Consider the following 17331-nt stretch of genomic DNA (forward strand, 5'->3'; position numbering starts at 1 on the left):
CGAGATGACCGGCGACGACATCCTGTTACGAACCGTGTCGACGCGATCCGACCGGCCGGCCCCGGCGTCGAAGGACCGCTAGAGAGGCACGCCCAAAGAGGGAGACAGCGGGGCGAGTGCGATGAGCAGGCAGGCGGTCCAGTGACAGAGGAAGGCCAGCACCGTGCAGACGTGGAAGATCTCGTGGAAGCCGAAGTGCCCGGGCCACGGGTTGGGCTTCTTGAGCGCGTAGACGACGGCGCCGCCGGTGTAGAGCAGCCCTCCGACGATCACCAGGATCATCATGGCGACGTTGGCCGCGAACAGGTCGGCCATGAACATCACAGCCGCCCAGCCCATGAGCAGGTAGAGGGCGACGTACAGCCAACGCGGGGCATGGATCCAGAAGACGCGGAACAGGATGCCGACCACGGTGCCGCCCCACACGAGGCTCAGCAGCAGCGTGCCCTTCCCCGGAGGGAGGGCGAGCGTGGCGAGCGGCGTGTAGGTCCCGGCGATCAGCAGGAAGATGTTGGCGTGATCGATCCGTTTCAGGATCAGCTTGACGCGGGGCTTCCAGTCGAAGCGGTGGTACAGGGCGGAGTTACCGAAAAGCAGCAGCGAGCTCGCCATGAACACCGCGGCCGACCACTTCGCCGCGCCGCCTTGGGCGACGATGATCAGCACGATGCCCGCCACGATGGCAACAGGGAAGGTGCCCGCGTGGATCCAGCCGCGCCAGGTCGGACGGATCTCCGCTGTTGCGTCGTCGACGGCGGCGGCATCGAGGAGCGGCAGCTGAGGGAGGTCCGCGCCGGCGGATTCGGGTGTGCTCACAGCCTCACTCTAGGTGGGTGCGCATGCCCGGAGCCGTACATATCCTCAGCTTCCCGGGGGTCGGCACGGTAGCGTAGGGAGGTGATTTCACGCGACAGCCAAGGGCGAGGGCCGCTATACCGGCTCTACAGCAATCGGCTACGCCGCCAGCTGGATTCCGCCTCGGTGCCGCACCACGTCGCCATGATGATCGACGGCAATCGTCGATGGGCTCGGCAGCTCGGCTACGCCACGCCGGCGGAGGGACATCGGGCCGGTGCGGCCAAGATGCATGAGTTCCTCGGATGGTGCGACGAGCTCGGGGTGCGCGTCGTCTCGCTGTACCTGCTCTCGAGCGACAACCTGCGCAAACGCGACTCTGCGGAGCTGGCCGATCTGATCGAGATCATCGCGGAGCTCGCCGAGGCGCTTTCGCGAGAGGGCAACTGGCGCGTCCAGCATGTGGGCCGCGCCGACATCCTTCCGCCCGAGCTGGCCCGGGTCCTCGCTGCCGCGGAGGAGCGCACCAAAGGACACACCGGACTCCACGTGAACCTGGCCGTCGGCTACGGAGGCCGCAACGAGATCGTCGATGCGGTGCGCAGCATCATCGTCGCGCACGAGGCGTCCGGCGGCACGCTGGAAGACCTGGCGGCGCATCTCACGCCGGAGATGATCGGTGAGCACCTGTATACAGGCGGACAGCCCGACCCCGATCTCGTCATCCGCACGAGTGGTGAGCAGCGGCTCAGCGACTTCCTGCTCTGGCAGAGCGCTCACAGCGAGTTCTACTTCGTCGAGGCCCTGGGCCCGGACCTTCGCCAGGTCGACTTCCTGCGCGCGATCCGAGACTACGCGGATCGTGATCGGCGCTTCGGACGCTGAGTCGCCACACGCGCGGCGGTGTCGTGGTGACGGCACGGGGAGCGTCCGTGCGCCGGTATGGATCAGGTCACGGTCGCGTTCCTCGGTGAGACGTTGACGGTGTCCGGCAACGAGACGTTCATCAGGTCGTAACGAATCGCTGGCGTGTCTACGCACTGATATGTCGGTGACTGGTCGTACCTTCTAGGCATCGGGCAAGGAGCCCGGTCGAGTCGGCCTTCAGGTTAGCGACTCGTGGCCCCTGGTCGACTCGTTTCGAATAGCCGGGAATTCTCCCGGGTCGGGAGTGGGTCGTGACCTCACGTACAGCGCAGCAGTCCACCAGCACCGCGCAGCAGTCCACCCGTAAGACGACGGCAAGGCGAGCAGCCTCCGCAGAGCCTGATCAGGACCTGCGGACCTACGTGCTCGACACGTCCGTCCTGTTGAGCGATCCGCAGGCGTTCTTCCGCTTCGCAGAGCATTCGGTCGTGCTCCCGGTCGTCGTCATCTCGGAGCTCGAGGGCAAGCGCCACGATCCGGAGATCGGCTACTTCGCCCGGCAGGCGCTGCGGCACCTCGACGACCTGCGTATCGAGCACGGCCGACTGGACTTCCCGGTGGAGGTCGGCGAAGGCGGCACGCTGCGCGTCGAGCTCGCCAACACCGACTCCTCCGTCCTCCCCGCCGGCATCCGGCTCAGCGACAACGACACCCGCATCCTCTCGGTCGCGATGCACCTCGCCCAGGACGGACAGGACGTCACGATCGTCTCCAAGGACCTGCCGATGCGCGTGAAAGCGGCCTCGCTCGGTCTGCGCGCGGAGGAGTACCTCGCCGAGCAGGCGGTTGACTCGGGCTGGACGGGCATCACCACGCTCGATCTCTCCGGAGACGACATCAGCGACCTCTACGAGAGCGAGGTCGGGATCAGTGAAGATGCGCGGGGACTCCCGATCAACACCGGCCTCATCATCCACTCGGAGCGGGGCTCGGCGCTCGGACGCGTGACAGGGGACGGCGAGTACCGCCTGGTGCGCGGCGACCGCGACATCTTCGGGATGCACGGGCGCTCCGCAGAGCAGCGCATCGCCATCGACCTGCTGCTCGATCAGGAGGTCGGCATCGTGTCGCTTGGCGGGCGCGCCGGCACCGGCAAGTCGGCGCTCGCCCTGTGCGCCGGCCTCGAGGCGGTGCTGGAGCGGCAGCAGCAGAAGAAGATCATCGTCTTCCGCCCGCTCTTCGCGGTCGGCGGCCAGGAGCTCGGCTACCTCCCCGGCGACCAGGGCGAGAAGATGGGGCCCTGGGGGCAGGCGGTCTTCGACACGCTCGGTTCCGTGGTGTCCGGCAACGTCGTCGAGGAAGTCATCGAACGGGGCCTGCTCGAGGTGCTGCCGCTGACGCACATCCGCGGACGCTCGCTCCACGACGCCTTCGTGATCGTGGATGAGGCGCAGTCGCTGGAGCGCAACGTGCTCCTCACGGTCTTGAGCCGGATGGGGCAGAACTCCCGGGTGATCCTCACACACGATGTCGGCCAGCGCGACAACCTGCGCGTCGGACGCCACGACGGCATCGCCAGCGTGATCGAGACCCTCAAAGGACACGACCTGTTCGGACATGTGACGCTGATGCGCTCGGAGCGCTCGGCGATCGCAGCCCTCGTCACCGAGCTGCTGGAGGGCGGAGAGCTCAGCTGACGCCGGGAAGGGGACAGCGGATGCCGTGCACTCGGCATCCGCTGTTCTGCATTCGCGGCGATACAGGCAGGCCGACGCAGACGGAAACGGCGGATGCCGCGAGGAACGAGTCCGCGCGGCATCCGCCGTGTGTCATGCGTCGAGGATCAACCGGGGTGGGTCATCGACAGCAGGTCGAGCTTCTCGTCGAGCTGCTCGAGCGTGAGGTCGCCGCGCTCGACATAGCCGAGGTCGATCACGGCATCGCGCACCGTGATGCCCTTGGCGACGGAGTGCTTGGCGATCTTGGCCGCCGCCTCGTACCCGATGAGCTTGTTCAGCGGGGTCACGATCGAGGGGCTCATGCCGGCGAATGCCGCGGCGCGCTCGAGGTTGGCCTGCAGGCCGTCGATCGTCTTGTCGGCGAGCACGCGCGAGGCGTTCGAGAGCAGACGGATCGACTCCAGGAGGGCGGTGCCCATCACCGGGATCGCGACGTTCAGCTCGAAGGAGCCGGACGCGCCGGCCCAGGCTACGGTTGCGTCATTGCCGATGACCCGGGCGCACACCATGAGCACGGCCTCCGGGACGACCGGGTTGACCTTGCCGGGCATGATCGACGAGCCGGGCTGCAGGTCGGGGATGTGGAGCTCACCCAGGCCCGTGTTGGGGCCGGAGCCCATCCAGCGCAGATCGTTGTTGATCTTCGTCAGCGACACCGCGATCGTGCGGAGTGCTCCGGACGCCTCGACGAGGGCGTCGCGGTTCGCCTGCGCCTCGAAGTGGTCCTTCGCCTCGGTGATCGGCAGCTCGGTCTCGGCGGCGAGCAGCGCGATGACCTTCTGCGGGAAGCCGAGGGGAGTGTTGATCCCGGTGCCGACCGCGGTGCCGCCCAGCGGAACCTCGGCGACGCGGGGGAGAGCGGACTGCACGCGCTCGATGCCGAGACGGAGCTGGCGGGCGTAGCCGCCGAACTCCTGGCCGAGCGTGACGGGGGTGGCGTCCATCAGGTGCGTGCGCCCGGACTTGACGGCGTCCTTCCACAGCTCCGCCTTCGCCTCCATCGCCACCGCGAGGTGGTCCAGAGCGGGGATGAGCGTATCGATGAGGGCCTGCGTCACCGCGATGTGCACAGAGGTCGGGAACACGTCGTTCGAGGACTGCGATGCGTTCACGTGGTCGTTGGGGTGCACGTTGGCGCCGAGGATGCGGGTGGCGAGCGTCGCCAGCACCTCGTTCATGTTCATATTCGACGAGGTGCCGGAGCCGGTCTGGTACGTGTCGACCGGGAACTCGCCGTCGTGGGCACCGGAGGCGACCTGGTCCGCGGCCTGTGCGATCGCATCCGCGATGGCGCCGTCGAGGGTGCCGAGCTCCTTGTTCGCGAGCGCCGCTGCCTTCTTGATGCGGGCGAGGGCGGCGATCTGCGTTGACTCCAGCCCCTTGCCCGAGATCGGGAAGTTCTCCACGGCGCGCTGCGTCTGCGCTCCGTAGAGCGCGTTCACGGGCACGCGCACCTCACCCATGGTGTCGTGCTCGATGCGGTATTCGCTGTCGGTCATTCCGATGCCTCCTGAGATTCGGGGTCGATCCCCACAGTGATGACGGGCACGGCCGTGCCCTCGGCCAGACGGTAGTTGGCGCCGACGATGCCGAGACGGCCTTCGGCGACGGCGTTGCTGATCAGCTCGGATGACTGGAGCAGGTCGGCCACGGTGTTGCGCAGGTGCTCCTGGCCGACGAGCTCGGCATCGATCTCGTCGACCGTGGTGCCGCCGTTCTCGACCAGCACCTTGCGGGCGGCGGGAACGATCGGGGAGATGAGCTTCCAGATGTGCGGCGGGAGCGGAGCGGCGTCGATGGCGGTGCCGTCGATCGCTGCGCGCACCGCGCCGCAGGAGTCATGGGCGAGTACGACGATCAGGGGGACGTCGAGCACCGCGACCGCGTACTCGAGGCTCGCGACGATCGACTCGCCGATCACCTGACCGGCGTTGCGCACGACGAAGAGGTCGCCGAGGCCGAGATCGAAGATGATCTCGGCGGCCAGACGCGAGTCCGAGCAGCCGAAGAGCGTCGCCACCGGGTTCTGCGCGGCGGCCAGGTCTTTGCGGCGGGCGACATCCTGGTTCGGGTGTCGAGGTTCGTCTGCGACGAACCGACGGTTGCCGTCTTGCATCTGCTGCCAGGCTGCTGCCGGGGTGAGGGCGTGCGTCATTGTGCCTCCGAGAGTGCGCGGATCTGCGGAACGAGGGACTCGGCGAGATCGGCGGTGGATGCCGCCGATCGTGCGCCGTAGAGAAGGACGTAGTCGTCGCCGGCCTGCGTGCCGATGGCGTAGGTGATGTTCTGCTCCGCTCCGGCCCCGCCTGGCTGATAGACATCCCAGTCCAGGCCGTCGATGCGGACGGTGTCCGTCGGAGCGATGCCGTTCAGCCGCTGCGGAGCCCAGCTCGAGTCGGCGTCGAACGCCTGAGCGAGGCGGATGTACCCACGCTCGTCTTGGTCTGCCGGTGCCAGAGTCACATCCCACACGACCGTCGCCCCGCTCGTGAGATTCGCCGCGTTGACGCGCCAGAAATCCCCGAGCTCCGGGACGATCACCGGGCTTCCCATGGTCGATTCGACGTCGGCGGCGATGCCTGCGAGGTCGATCGCCTTGGCTTCGGTGGGCTCGCCGCGGGGAACCGCGAAGATGATCACGGCGACGACGGCCACCGTGACCAGAAGCGCAGCGATCAGGTTTCGCATCGTCTGGCTCGAGCGATACGCCTTGCTGGACGCGGCCTTGCGAGCTGCGGTCTCCTCGGGCGTCTCGGGGCGGCCCAGCTCGGCGACGATAGGGGCCGGCTTGTTCATGACTCGTCCTCATCGGATGCGGCGGCGCGAGCGGCGTCGAGGCGGCGCTTCGCACCCAGGAGCCACTCCTCGCACCGGGCCGCGAGGGCCTCTCCGCGCTCCCAGAGAGCGAGGGACTGCTCGAGTGTGGGAGCACCCTGCTCGAGTTCGGCGACGACCTTGACCAACTCGTCACGGGCTGCCTCGAACGACAGCGTCTCCACAGGGGTGTCGTTCAGAGCGCTCACTCCTCCATCCTACGGCGTGCGGCTGACAGTCACGCCGGTCGGAGGGCGGGGTGCCGCCGGCTCAGGAGTCCTCGGCGATCTCGCCCTCGGAGCGCGCGGCCACGGATCCTCTGTCGAGCGTGATCGTCAGGGCGGTGCCGGACGGCGCATCTGCAGCATCGCGCAGGATCACACCGCCGTCGAGGTGCGCGATCGCGTAGCCACGGGCCAGTGTGGCCGCGGGCGAGAGCGCGCGCAGAGATGCGCGGAGCTCGCTCGTGCGACGGCCCGCGGCGTCGAGGTGCCTGGTCATGGTCTCGCGTCCGCGGGAGAGCAGCAGCCACAGCTCCTGGGCCCGCGCGTCGATGATCGGGGCGGGGGAGCGCAGCACCGGGCGCGAGCGCAGCTGCTCCAGCTGGGCGATGTCATGTGACAGGCGCTGCGTGATGCGCGTGGTCGACCGCGAGCGCAGCTGGGCGATCAGCGCGCGTTGCTCGCCCACATCCGGCACGACCCGCTTCGCCGCGTCTGTCGGGGTGGACGCACGCAGGTCGGCGACATCGTCGAGCAGGGGGTGATCGTTCTCGTGCCCGATCGCGCTGACGACGGGAGTGGATGCCGCAGCGACCGCACGCACCAGGCGTTCATCGCTGAATCCGAGCAGCGTCTGCGGGTCGCCGCCGCCGCGGGCGATGACGATCACGTCGACCTCGGGGTCGGCATCCAGGCGGGCGAGAGCGGCGAGGGTGTCCGGAACGCAGCGGTCGCCCTGCACCGCCGCGTACTCGGTGCGGAAGCGCACCTGGGGCCAGCGCAGCTCGGCGTTGCGGTGCACGTCTTTCTCAGCGTCCGACCGTTCGCCGGTGATGAGTCCGATGACGTGCGGGAGGAACGGCAGCCGCTTCTTGCGTGAGGGGTCGAACAGGCCTTCCTTACGGAGCTGGGCGCGCAGCTTCTCGAGCCGCTCGAGCTGGTCGCCCAACCCGACGTGCTTCATGGCCGACACCGTGAAGCTGAAGTCTCCGGCCTTGATGAAGTAGTCCGCCTTGACGGCGGCGACGACGTGATCGCCGATGCCGAGGTCGGAGGGGATGCGCCCACGCACGCTCGACCACACGCGGATCGAGATCTGCGCGTCGGACTGCGTGTCCTTCAGGCGTGCGAAGACGTTGCCGCCGCGCACATTCCATGAGGTGATCTCGCCTTCGACCCAGACGGTGTTCCAGCGTGCGATGAAGTCACGGATCGTCCCGTTGAGACGGGCGACCGAGGTCGGCGCCTCCGCTGTGGAATCGCGCGGAGCGACCGCATCCGCGGGGGGAGCTTCGCCCGCACCCTGCGCGGCTTCGAACACTGTCATGTGCTGCCTGTTCTCCTGCCGTTGGTCGTGGTGTCTGTGCGTCCGGGGGAGCGGGATGGCGCCCAGGCCTTTCCAGGCGAAGCGCCGGTAGAATCGAAGCGTGACCTCGACTGTCGTTCATCTCCCTGCCCCGCGCATCCCACGAGTGCGGGCATCGTCCGGGCGGCTTCAGGATAACCCGGTCGTCGGACAGAAGCGGGTGCTGCTCGCCGCCCCTCGCGGATACTGCGCCGGTGTCGACCGCGCCGTGGTCGCCGTCGAGAAGGCTCTCGAGCGCTACGGCGCTCCGGTGTATGTGCGCAAGCAGATCGTGCACAACATCCACGTCGTGACCGAGCTCGAGGCGAAGGGCGCGATCTTCGTCGAGGAGGTCGACGAAGTGCCCGAGGGGGCTCACGTCGTCTTCAGCGCGCACGGCGTCTCGCCGGCTGTCGTCACCGCGGCATCCGATCGCGGTCTGCATGCGATCGACGCGACCTGCCCGCTGGTCACCAAGGTGCACCGCGAGGCCGTGCGCTTCGCCCGCGACGACTTCGAGATCCTGTTGATCGGCCACGAAGGACACGAAGAGGTCGAGGGGACGGCGGGAGAGGCCCCGGATCACGTCACGATCGTGAACTCTCCCGATGAGGCCGATACCGTCCAGGTGAAGGACCCGTCCAAGGTCGTCTGGCTGTCGCAGACCACGCTCTCGGTCGACGAGACCATGGAGACGGTGAACCGGCTGCGCACGCGTTTCCCCGAGCTGCACAATCCACCGTCCGACGACATCTGCTACGCCACCCAGAACCGTCAGGTCGCGATCAAGAAGGTCGCCGCTGCGGCCGATCTCGTGATCGTCGTCGGTTCGTCGAACTCGTCGAACAGTGTGCGGCTCGTCGAGGTCGCGCTGGAGTACGGCGCGAAGGCGGCCTACCGCGTCGACTACGCCGAAGAGGTTCAGCAGGAGTGGCTCGACGGCGTCGAGACGGTCGGCGTGACCAGTGGCGCTTCTGTGCCGGAGGTGCTGGTGCGCGAGGTTCTCGACGCGCTCGGCGACGCCGGGTATCGTGACGTCGAAGAGGTCAAGACCGCGGAGGAGGACCTCATGTTCTCTCTGCCGAAGGAGCTGCGTCATGACGCCTCCGGACAGCGTGACGATCGTGCGCTCGGGGGACGCGCGACCGGAGGAGGCGCATAGCGGTGAGCGCCGCGGAGGCGGAGCCGACCCTCATCGGGTCCGTGCAACGCGCACTTCGCCTCGTGGACATCGTCGCGAATTCTCCTCGTCCGCTTCCCGTCAAGATGCTCGCGGCCATCACGGGTCTCACGCCGGGCACGACCTACAACCTCGTTCGGACGCTGATCCACGAGGGGTACCTGACGTCCGAGCCGGACGGTCTGGTACTGGGTACTCGATTCCCGGCATTTCAGCACGACACCGATGCGCGCGGTGTCTTCCTCGCCCGGGTGCGCGCGGCGCTGCGTGACGTCACGGACGAGCTGGGGGCGACCGCATATCTGTCCCGCTTCGCCGACGGCGAGATGCATCTGGTCGACATCGTCGACGCGGTGCACAATCCTCGCGTCGAGCTGTGGGTCGGGCTGCAGGCCAGCGCGCACGCGACGGCGCTGGGCAAGCAGATCCTGGCGGATCTCTCGGACGAGGATCGCCTCGACTACCTCTCGCGCCACCGCCTGGAGCAGCTGACCCCGCGCACGATCAAGGATCGGCGCACGCTGCTGACCCAGCTCGAGCATTCTCCAGGGTGGACGGTCGACCAGGAGGAGTATGTGATCGGCGCCACCTGTGTCGCGGTCCCGGTCATCGCTCCGAATGTCACGGCCTCACTGGCCATCTCGCTGCCGTCCGATCGGGCGATCGTCGATCGCACCCTGGTGACCACGCTGCAGAGCACGGCGCGTCGTCTGTCGCTGCAGCTCGGCGCCGATTCTCTGGACGGAGCGAGCTCTCCGAGCGAGTTCACTATCTGAAGAAACCGCCCTGGTGTTCTTTGAATTGCTTTCCTATGATCGGGAGAGTAGTCGTCTGTGCAAACGGCACTACGGGTCTGCGGATTGTCCCCAGCTCTCCGAGACCCAGTTGGACGTGGAGCGTCCCCAGCGTTCCCCGTCCGCGGCCCCGAGAGTCCCCAATTCTTCGGGGCCGCCATCGTTTTCGTCCCGCTCGACTGGCAGCCCGCTCACACGCGCGGCGATTAGCATGGCGGGATGAGCGACCTACGGCCCCAGTACGGCGAACTCGCGACCCCGGAAGAGCAGCGACATGCCGCCGGTCTCCCCCCGCTGAGCGCGGTGCAGCCTGCCGCCGCCGTGCCTGAGGCGGCTCCGGAGCCTGTGGCGGTGGAGCCTGCCCGTCGCCGTCCCGTGGATCGTTTCGTGACCGTCGCGTTGCTGGCCTATGGGCTCATCAATGTGGTCCTGACTGCGATGTCGTATCTCGACCTCCCGGCGTCGATGAACCAGACCATGAAGATGCTCGGGATCGATGGTGAGTTCACCAACTTCGCGCAGGGGCGTCTCTGGGGGACCATCGCGGCGATCGTGCTCGTGATCGGCTGGTGTGTCACGGCCGCTCTGTCGATTCGACGGCTGCGTCGCTCGAAGCTGTCCTGGTGGGTGCCGATCGTGGGTGCGACGGTGACCCTCCTCATCACGTCCGTCTGCATCGCCGTGCCGATGATGGGCGACCCCGCATTCATGGCCTACGTGAACTCCATCGGTCAGTAGCCGTCCGCTGGGGTCGGTACTGTCGAAGCGTGCTTCAGAACAGTTTCGGCGTCCACCTCTCCTACGCATCGGTCGATCGAGGCGACGGGTCCGACCCGAGGCCCGCGGCGATCGGCATTCTCGAACGGCTGAGGGTGCCTGCCGGTCTGCGCGAAGCGACCGGTGAGTGGGGCGGCCAGCAGGAGGCCGTTCTCGCGATTCCGGTGACCGACGACGGTCGTGTGCTCACCCTCAGCGCGGACGACCGGGTCGAGCAGACGTTGACGGCCACCGAGCTGCGGGCCGCCTTCCGTGAGCAGCACCTCACACTCTGGCTCGATGCGGACGGCGATCTCGCGATGGTGTCCGACGACGATGTCGACAGGGATGACGATGCGCAGGCGGTCGACGAGTCGACTCTGCCGACGGAGGCCGCGCCGGACGCCGCGCTCGAGGCCGGAATGTTCGACGTGCCGGCCGTGCGCGTATCGACGTTCTCGCATCGCGGACCAGCCGTCGCGCGGATCCTTGCGACGGCGCTCGGGGTGCCCGTCGACCACCACGAATCCGGCGACTGGTCCTTACAGCAGCTGGAGACGTCGGACCCGACCGGGTACTGGGTGACCTCCCGCGGCGACCTCCCGCTGGTCGAGTTGAACCGTGCCGGATCCGCCAGCTGGTTCATCGTCTCCATCGATGGGGCGGGAGGCACCGTACCGTTCTGGACCGACGCGGAAAGAGACACGCGCGCGGTGCTCGACATCGACGCCATCACGGTTCCCGAGACAGCGGAGATCTACCGCCGGCTGCTCACAGAGGGCGACGGCAGCAAGGACGAGCTCTGGCAGGTCGCGGCGCGGGTCGCGCTGGACGTCGACGCCGCGCACCGTGCGCTGATGCCCGAGTCGATGGGAGGCGTGGTCGGGGAGCGAGAACGACAGCGGGCCTTCATCGCGGCCTTCGGCGTGCCGTCCGACCTGATCGACGCCGCCTTCGAGGACTCAGGTGCACCTGTGGGGCGACGCTTCGTGCCGGTCGGCTGGTGGACCGCAGCGCGGGAGACGGCCATCGCCGGGATGGGAGAGGTCATCTCGCTGACCCGTCGCCGCCGACCGCTCGCGCGCCTCGTCGAGGGCGTGCGCCGCCGCCCCGCGTGGGGGCTCGCGCTGACGCTCGGCGAACTCGGGGCCGGCATATGGGCGATGTCACGCACGCGCGGAGCGGCCAAGGGCCTGGGGGTGCTTCTGGTGATCGACGCGCTGGTCGACACCGCGATCTGGGTCACCCGCATCCGCAGGAGTCGCCGCGGATAGTCACCCGTGGCCGACACTCCCCACCGACGACAGATGCCCCGACCATCCGGCCGGGGCATCTGTCGTAGGTGTGCGCGGTGTCAGCTCTGCGACTTGCCGTGCGAGCCCAGCTGGCGGGTCGACTCGACCACGCGGGCGGCCATCGCCGTCTCGGCGACCTTGCCCCACGCGCGGGGGTCGTAGAGCTTCTTGTTGCCGACCTCGCCGTCGACCTTCAGGACGCCGTCGTAGTTCTTGAACATGTAGTCGGCGATCGCACGCGTGTATGCGTACTGCGTGTCGGTGTCGATGTTCATCTTGATGACGCCGTTGGCGACGGCGAGGGCGATCTCCTCGTCCGTCGAGCCCGAACCGCCGTGGAAGACGAGGTCGAGGGGCTTCGCACCCGTGTTGTACTTGGCGGCGACCTGCGCCTGGATCTCGCCGAGGAGCTCCGGACGCAGCTTCACGCCACCGGGCTTGTAGACACCGTGTACGTTGCCGAAGGTCAGAGCGGCGATGTAGCGGCCCTGCTCGCCGAGACCCAGAGCCTGGACGGCCTGGTCGACATCGGCGAAGGTCGTGTAGAGCGCCTCGTTCGAGCCCTCGTGCGCGACGCCGTCCTCTTCGCCGCCGACGACGCCGATCTCGACCTCGAGGATGGCGTTGATGGCCTTCATGCGGGGGAGGAGGTCCTTGGCGATCTCGATGTTCTCCGCGAGCGGCACGGCCGAGCCGTCCCACATGTGCGACTGGAAGATCGGGTTGCGACCGGCCTTGACCTCTTCTTCCGAAGCGGCGATCAGCGGCTCGACGAAACCGGCGAGGGCGTCCTTCGGGCAGTGGTCGGTGTGCAGAGCCACGGTGATCGGGTAGTTCTTCGCGACCTCGGTTGCGTAGCGCGCGAAGGCGAGGGCGCCCGTGGCACGAGCCTTGACGGTGTGACCGGCGAAGTAGTCGGCGCCGCCCGTGGTGACCTGGATGATGCCGTCGGAGCCGGCTTCGGTGAGGCCCTGCAGGACCGAGTTGATCGTCTGCGAGCTGGAGACGTTGAAGGCGGGGTACGCGAAGCCGCCGGCCTTCGCGCGGTCGAGCATGTCAGCGTACTGATCCGGGGTGGCGACGGGCATGAGAACTCCTGCGATTGGTGAGCCGGGACAGCAGTCACTCTATCGGGGCGCGCGGGCGGATGCCGAAGGCGGGAACGGCTCGCGGCACCCGAGCATCTACTGTTCTGTTAAGAATCGAGATTCCTTCGTCGTAACGGCGGCGAAAGGAGGCCATTCTGCGCACGTCGCTGGCTAGGCTGACCGCATGGTGAGTCTGACTGCTGATCTGAGCCCGCTTCGTCCCGACCGCAACCTCGCGATGGAGTTGGTGCGCGCCACGGAGGCGGCAGCGATCCGGGCCGTGCCGTTCATCGGTCGCGGAGCGAAGGAGGCTGCCGACGGCGCGGCTGTCGACGCGATGCGCGCGTTCCTCGGCACGGTCGACTTCCAGGGCCGCGTGGTGATCGGTGAGGGGGAGAAGGACAATGCCCCGATGCTCTTCAACGGGGAGGTCGTCGGCACCGGCCAGGGGCCGCTGTGCGACATCGCGGTGGACCCGATCGATGGGACCTCGCTGACCGCGGCCGGGCGCCAGAACGCTCTCTCGGTGATCGCGGTCTCCGACCGAGGCACGATGCTCGACGCGTCGACCGTCTTCTACATGGACAAGCTCGTCACCGGGCCTGCCGGGGTGGGGGTGGTCGACATCCGCCTCCCGATCGGTGAGAACATCCGCAAGCTCGCCGGCGCGCTGGGCAAGCCTGTCGACGAGATCGTCGTCTCGGTGCTGAACCGTCCGCGTCACGAGAAGCTGATCCAGGACATCCGTGACGCCGGCGCCGGCACCCGTCTGATGAGCGACGGTGACGTGGCAGGCGGCATCAACGCCGCACGGCACGATGCGCGCACCGACATGTGCGTCGGCGTCGGCGGCAGCCCCGAGGGAATCGTCACCGCCTGCGCCATCAAGGCTCTCGGCGGACACATCCAGGGGCAGCTGTGGCCGCGCGATGACGAGGAGCGTCAGCGCGGGATCGACGCCGGTCTCCAGATGGACCACGTGTACGAGGCCGATGACCTGGTGCAGGGCAACAACACGATCTTCGTTGCGACGGGCGTCACCGACGGCCAGCTGGTCGCGGGAGTCCGTCGCGAGCGCGGCTACGTCTACACGGAGAGTGTCGTGTTGCGCGGTGCCTCGGGCACGCTGCGTCGCATCGCGTCGGAGCACCTCGTCTCCAAATGGCTGTAGTGGAGTAAGACGCCTCTTCCTGCCGTCGCCGCGCGGACGAGGCGCTCCCGAAGTGCTTGCCCCGTGCGTGCGCGGGCGGTGCCGTCTCTGTCATCGTTACCGACCCGGTACCGCACGCCGTGCTGCTCGTCCCTGGTTTGCAGGGGCGCCGTGTCACAATTGTCACTGGGTTTGTCGCCGTCGACGGAGCCGCCAGGCACCGCAGGCACAGGAGGGCGAGCACATGGCAATTCATCAGCACAACGGTCCCGGGGCCGCAGCGACGAAGATCGTCACCACGAACACCGGCCGTATTCTCCGGGTGAGCGCGGATGTCGATCCGGGCGGTGCCGCGGCTCCGGTCGCGCCTGCCGCTGCTGCCCCTGCTGTCATCGACCCGGCGCGCCGCGCGGATGTGCTCTTCCGCAAGCGCCGTGACGAGGGGCACGAGCTCAGCTCCTGGTGGATGATCGGGGCCTTTCTCGCCACGAGCGGGCTCGTCATCCTTCTGCTGAGTGGTGTTCCAGGCGCTGCCTGATAGCCAGCCCCGGGTAACTTCCGGATCAGCTCCTGGTCGGTTCAGCGGCTGTCTTGCTGCAGCCGTGCACGCACTTCGCCGACATCGGCGCGCAGCGCATCCGCATCCGGCTCGTCTGCGGTTCCGACCAGTTCGGGCGCGGTGAATCGTCGCGCCGATGCGGTGACGACCTGCGGGGTGGCGTCGAGCGTCGAGGCATCGATCCCCGGGAAGTGTCGCGCCGTGACCAGTACACGGTTCTCGAGCGAACCGGCGAACTTGTTGTAACTGTCGACCGTGCGCTCAAGGGCTCGGCGCAGGTCATCGGCGTGACCGGCGAGGACGCCGAGTCGGTCGTACAGCTGCGTGCCGAGATTGAGCAGGCTGCGGGCCTCGGTGGATACCTCCTGCTGCGTCCAGGTGTAGGCAACGGTCTTCAGCACGGCCCAGAGGTTCACGGGAGACGCGAGGGCGACCCGCTTGCTGAAGGCATAGTCGAGCAGCGTCGGGTCTTCGTCGATCGCCGCGGCGAGCAGCGACTCGCTGGGGAGGAAGCAGATTACGAACTCAGGACTCGCGTCGAGTCCCGACCAGTAGGCCTTCTTCGCAAGGGCGTCGATGTGCGCGCGCACCGCCTTGACGTGCTTCTGCATGTATGCGCGACGCTGCGGCTCGTGGGCGTCGCCGCCGGGCAAGGCAGAGGCCTCGAGATAGGCGTCGAGAGGGACCTTCGCGTCGACGGGCACCGAGGTGCCTCCCGCGAGGCGGATGACCATGTCGGGGCGTCCTTGGCCATGGTCGGAGGAGACGGTCGTCTGCAAATCGAAGTCCACGTGCCGCGTGAGACCCGCGGCTTCCACGACACGGCGCAGCTGCGTCTCGCCCCACACGCCGCGCGTGGCAGTGGAACGAAGCGCCCCGGCCAGGGACTCGGTCGTCGCGCGCAGCGCCTCATCGGACTCCTGGGCGCGTCGCAGCTGCTCGGCGAGCGTGCCGAACTGCGCCTGCCGCTCCTGCTCGATCGCGGTGACCTTGCTCTGCATCTGCTGCAGGCTCTCGCGAACCGGTGCGAGCGCCGTGAGCACCGCGTTCTGCTGCTGCACGCGCTGGGCCTCGGCGCGCTGTTCGGCGCGGGCGTGCTCGACCGCGTCGCGATAGAGGTCGTACTGGCGGTCGCGGTCGTCGCGCGCCGCCGCGAGCTCCGCTTCGGCGCGGGCGAGGGCGGCGGCGCCACGGCCGGTGTGGAGCGCCCATCCCAGCGCACCGCCGGTCACGAGCGCCGCGAGGACGAGAAGAACGATCAGCGGGGCATCCATATCCTCATGGTGCCGCAGGGGTCGGACATTCCGGCGTAGCGCGCCAGAGGACGAGGTCAGGCGACAGCGCGCTCGGGGACCGCGGCCGGCGTGGTGACGCGCAAGCCGAGTGCGTCGGCCAGAGCGTCCACATCCGCAGCACCCGCACGCCACGCGGAATCGATCACGATCTGCGCACACGCGCGGGCATCCGCCAGGGCATCATGGTGCGAGAACTCCGCGAAGCCCGCCGCGGCCGCCGCCACCGGTAGCCGGTAGGAGTCGAGCTGATACGTCTTGCGCGCGACCTGGAGGCTGCACAGCGAGCGATACGGCGGGCACACCTCTCCGGTCGCCTCCGAAGCGCGGCGCAACACGTTGAGGTCGAATCCGGCATTGTGCGCGACCAGCACGTCGGCACCGGCGAAGGCGCACAGGCGGTCGAACTGCTCCGACCACGTGGCCGCGGAGCACACGTCCTCCGGTCGGATGCCGTGGATCCGCACGTTCCATTCCTGGAACTCGTCGTGACCGGCCGGGGGCTGGATCAGCCAGCCGGCGGTGGCGACGACCTCGCCGTCGCGAACGCGGACGAGTCCGACGGAGCAGGCCGAGGCGGGGCTGGAATTCGCCGTCTCGAAGTCGATAGCGGTGAAGTCCAGGGGCACGTCATCCACTCTCTCCCGATGACTCGGCGGCGCCCGGAGGACTCGCCGTAGGCTGGCGACATGACTGATGAGCGCGCGACATCCTTCGGTGCACAGGCGGGCAGCTACGAGGTCGGACGGCCCGAGTATCCGTTCGACGCCGTCGCATGGATGCTCGAGCGGATGCCCGAGGGGTCTCGGCGGATCGCCGACGTCGGCGCGGGGACCGGCAAGCTCACGCGCGCGCTCGTCGCGGCACCGGAGGCCGAGGTCGTCGCTCTGGACCCCGATCCGGCCATGCTCGCCGCGCTGCGCGAGGCGATCCCCGGCGTCCCGACGTTCGTCGGATCCGCGGAGCGGCTGCCGTTGGCGGATGCGAGTCTCGACGCCGTCGTGCTCGGCCAGGCCTGGCACTGGGTCGAACCTGCCGCGGGGTCGGTCGAGATCGGTCGCGTCGTCCGCTCCGGCGGGGTGCTGGGGCTCATCTGGAACATCCGTGACGAGCGGGAGGGGTGGGTGCGGCGGATGACCGAGATCATGCACGGTAGTGCAGCCGAGGAGATGCTGGCCGCCGGCGACCCCGTCATCGACGCTCCGTTCGGACCCCTCCAGCAGGAGCTGTGGGAGTGGACGCGACCCATGACGCGCGCTCAGCTGCACAGCATGGCGACATCGCGGAGCTACGTCATCACGGCGTCGGCAGACGAGAAGGACCGGATCCGACGCGACATGGATGCGCTGTTCGACGAACTCGGACTCGATGACGCCGGCGTGATCGAGCTGCCATACGTCACCAGGGCATTCCGCGCCGTCCGCTCCTGAACACTG

General features: G+C 68.2%; 18 protein-coding genes. 9 read left to right on the forward strand and 9 right to left on the reverse strand.

Features of this window, described 5'->3' with window-relative positions; translation table 11 throughout:
* Positions 1 to 78 precede the first annotated feature (78 nt).
* Positions 79 to 816 (reverse strand): PAQR family membrane homeostasis protein TrhA, encoded by a 738-nt coding sequence (gene trhA / locus KZC51_RS08620; RefSeq protein WP_247629578.1) that lies wholly within the window; start codon positions 814 to 816, stop codon positions 79 to 81.
* 84 nt (positions 817 to 900) lie between these two features.
* Between trhA and KZC51_RS08625 the strand changes: the two genes are divergently transcribed.
* Both KZC51_RS08625 and phoH2 read left to right on the forward strand, forming a co-directional pair.
* Positions 901 to 1680 (forward strand): isoprenyl transferase, encoded by a 780-nt coding sequence (locus KZC51_RS08625; RefSeq protein ID WP_247630619.1) that lies wholly within the window; start codon positions 901 to 903, stop codon positions 1678 to 1680.
* 293 nt (positions 1681 to 1973) lie between these two features.
* A complete protein-coding gene (gene phoH2, locus KZC51_RS08630; protein WP_372491764.1) occupies positions 1974 to 3359 on the forward strand; it encodes an RNA 5'-3' helicase PhoH2 in 1386 nt (461 codons plus the stop codon).
* Between the two features lie 146 nt (positions 3360 to 3505).
* On the opposite strand, the gene KZC51_RS08635 is transcribed toward phoH2, so the two are convergent.
* From KZC51_RS08635 to xseA, 5 genes are all read right to left on the reverse strand, one after another.
* A complete protein-coding gene (locus KZC51_RS08635) occupies positions 3506 to 4900 on the reverse strand; it encodes a class II fumarate hydratase (RefSeq protein WP_247629579.1) in 1395 nt (464 codons plus the stop codon).
* A complete protein-coding gene (locus KZC51_RS08640; RefSeq protein WP_247629580.1) occupies positions 4897 to 5556 on the reverse strand; it encodes a carbonic anhydrase in 660 nt (219 codons plus the stop codon). Before KZC51_RS08640 ends, KZC51_RS08635 begins: the two co-directional genes overlap by 4 nt.
* On the reverse strand, positions 5553 to 6197 hold the full coding sequence (locus KZC51_RS08645; RefSeq protein ID WP_247629581.1) for a DUF4245 family protein: 645 nt from the start codon (positions 6195 to 6197) through the stop codon (positions 5553 to 5555). The genes KZC51_RS08640 and KZC51_RS08645 overlap by 4 nt, the downstream gene beginning before the upstream one ends.
* Complete coding sequence (locus KZC51_RS08650) at positions 6194 to 6424, reverse strand: exodeoxyribonuclease VII small subunit (RefSeq protein WP_141872605.1); 231 nt, start codon at positions 6422 to 6424, stop codon at positions 6194 to 6196. The genes KZC51_RS08645 and KZC51_RS08650 overlap by 4 nt, the downstream gene beginning before the upstream one ends.
* Positions 6425 to 6485: 61 nt before the next feature.
* Positions 6486 to 7763, reverse strand: coding sequence for an exodeoxyribonuclease VII large subunit (gene xseA, locus KZC51_RS08655; RefSeq protein WP_247629582.1), 1278 nt, complete (start codon positions 7761 to 7763; stop codon positions 6486 to 6488).
* 100 nt (positions 7764 to 7863) lie between these two features.
* Between xseA and KZC51_RS08660 the strand changes: the two genes are divergently transcribed.
* The 4 genes from KZC51_RS08660 (at position 7864) to KZC51_RS08675 (ending at position 11785) form a co-directional block, all read left to right on the forward strand.
* Positions 7864 to 8943, forward strand: coding sequence for a 4-hydroxy-3-methylbut-2-enyl diphosphate reductase (locus tag KZC51_RS08660; RefSeq protein WP_247629583.1), 1080 nt, complete (start codon positions 7864 to 7866; stop codon positions 8941 to 8943).
* A gap of 2 nt (positions 8944 to 8945) precedes the next feature.
* Complete coding sequence (locus KZC51_RS17845; RefSeq protein ID WP_247629584.1) at positions 8946 to 9737, forward strand: IclR family transcriptional regulator; 792 nt, start codon at positions 8946 to 8948, stop codon at positions 9735 to 9737.
* A gap of 237 nt (positions 9738 to 9974) precedes the next feature.
* Positions 9975 to 10493: a DUF6264 family protein gene (locus tag KZC51_RS08670; RefSeq protein ID WP_247629585.1), complete on the forward strand. Its 519-nt coding sequence runs from the start codon at positions 9975 to 9977 to the stop codon at positions 10491 to 10493.
* Positions 10494 to 10522: 29 nt separating this feature from the next.
* Complete coding sequence (locus tag KZC51_RS08675; RefSeq protein ID WP_247629586.1) at positions 10523 to 11785, forward strand: hypothetical protein; 1263 nt, start codon at positions 10523 to 10525, stop codon at positions 11783 to 11785.
* A gap of 80 nt (positions 11786 to 11865) precedes the next feature.
* Here the strand turns inward: KZC51_RS08675 and fbaA are convergent, their stop codons facing one another.
* Entirely contained in the window at positions 11866 to 12894 is a 1029-nt protein-coding gene (gene fbaA, locus KZC51_RS08680; RefSeq protein WP_247629587.1) for a class II fructose-bisphosphate aldolase, read from the reverse strand.
* Positions 12895 to 13078: 184 nt separating this feature from the next.
* Between fbaA and glpX the strand changes: the two genes are divergently transcribed.
* Positions 13079 to 14065 (forward strand): class II fructose-bisphosphatase, encoded by a 987-nt coding sequence (glpX, locus tag KZC51_RS08685; RefSeq protein WP_247629588.1) that lies wholly within the window; start codon positions 13079 to 13081, stop codon positions 14063 to 14065.
* A gap of 223 nt (positions 14066 to 14288) precedes the next feature.
* Positions 14289 to 14582, forward strand: coding sequence for a hypothetical protein (locus KZC51_RS08690; RefSeq protein ID WP_247629589.1), 294 nt, complete (start codon positions 14289 to 14291; stop codon positions 14580 to 14582).
* Between the two features lie 41 nt (positions 14583 to 14623).
* On the opposite strand, the gene KZC51_RS08695 is transcribed toward KZC51_RS08690, so the two are convergent.
* Both KZC51_RS08695 and KZC51_RS08700 read right to left on the reverse strand, forming a co-directional pair.
* Positions 14624 to 15877 (reverse strand): DNA recombination protein RmuC, encoded by a 1254-nt coding sequence (locus KZC51_RS08695; RefSeq protein WP_247629590.1) that lies wholly within the window; start codon positions 15875 to 15877, stop codon positions 14624 to 14626.
* A 56-nt stretch (positions 15878 to 15933) separates the two neighbouring features.
* Positions 15934 to 16524: a 3'-5' exonuclease gene (locus tag KZC51_RS08700; protein ID WP_247630620.1), complete on the reverse strand. Its 591-nt coding sequence runs from the start codon at positions 16522 to 16524 to the stop codon at positions 15934 to 15936.
* 60 nt (positions 16525 to 16584) lie between these two features.
* Between KZC51_RS08700 and KZC51_RS08705 the strand changes: the two genes are divergently transcribed.
* Complete coding sequence (locus tag KZC51_RS08705; protein WP_247629591.1) at positions 16585 to 17325, forward strand: class I SAM-dependent methyltransferase; 741 nt, start codon at positions 16585 to 16587, stop codon at positions 17323 to 17325.
* Positions 17326 to 17331 lie beyond the last annotated feature (6 nt).

This window comes from Microbacterium croceum, assembly GCF_023091245.1.
GTDB lineage: Bacteria > Actinomycetota > Actinomycetes > Actinomycetales > Microbacteriaceae > Microbacterium > Microbacterium croceum.

Excerpts from the sequence above, each read along its gene's own strand:
- fbaA (WP_247629587.1), bottom strand. The coding sequence starts at position 12,894 with ATGCCCGTCGCCACCCCGGATCAGTACGCTGACATGCTCGACCGCGCG.
- KZC51_RS08670 (WP_247629585.1), top strand. The coding sequence starts at position 9,975 with ATGAGCGACCTACGGCCCCAGTACGGCGAACTCGCGACCCCGGAAGAG.
- KZC51_RS08690 (WP_247629589.1), top strand. The coding sequence starts at position 14,289 with ATGGCAATTCATCAGCACAACGGTCCCGGGGCCGCAGCGACGAAGATC.
- KZC51_RS08640 (WP_247629580.1), bottom strand. The coding sequence starts at position 5,556 with ATGACGCACGCCCTCACCCCGGCAGCAGCCTGGCAGCAGATGCAAGAC.
- xseA (WP_247629582.1), bottom strand. The coding sequence starts at position 7,763 with ATGACAGTGTTCGAAGCCGCGCAGGGTGCGGGCGAAGCTCCCCCCGCG.
- KZC51_RS08705 (WP_247629591.1), top strand. The coding sequence starts at position 16,585 with ATGACTGATGAGCGCGCGACATCCTTCGGTGCACAGGCGGGCAGCTAC.
- KZC51_RS08695 (WP_247629590.1), bottom strand. The coding sequence starts at position 15,877 with ATGGATGCCCCGCTGATCGTTCTTCTCGTCCTCGCGGCGCTCGTGACC.
- KZC51_RS08635 (WP_247629579.1), bottom strand. The coding sequence starts at position 4,900 with ATGACCGACAGCGAATACCGCATCGAGCACGACACCATGGGTGAGGTG.
- KZC51_RS08645 (WP_247629581.1), bottom strand. The coding sequence starts at position 6,197 with ATGAACAAGCCGGCCCCTATCGTCGCCGAGCTGGGCCGCCCCGAGACG.
- glpX (WP_247629588.1), top strand. The coding sequence starts at position 13,079 with ATGGTGAGTCTGACTGCTGATCTGAGCCCGCTTCGTCCCGACCGCAAC.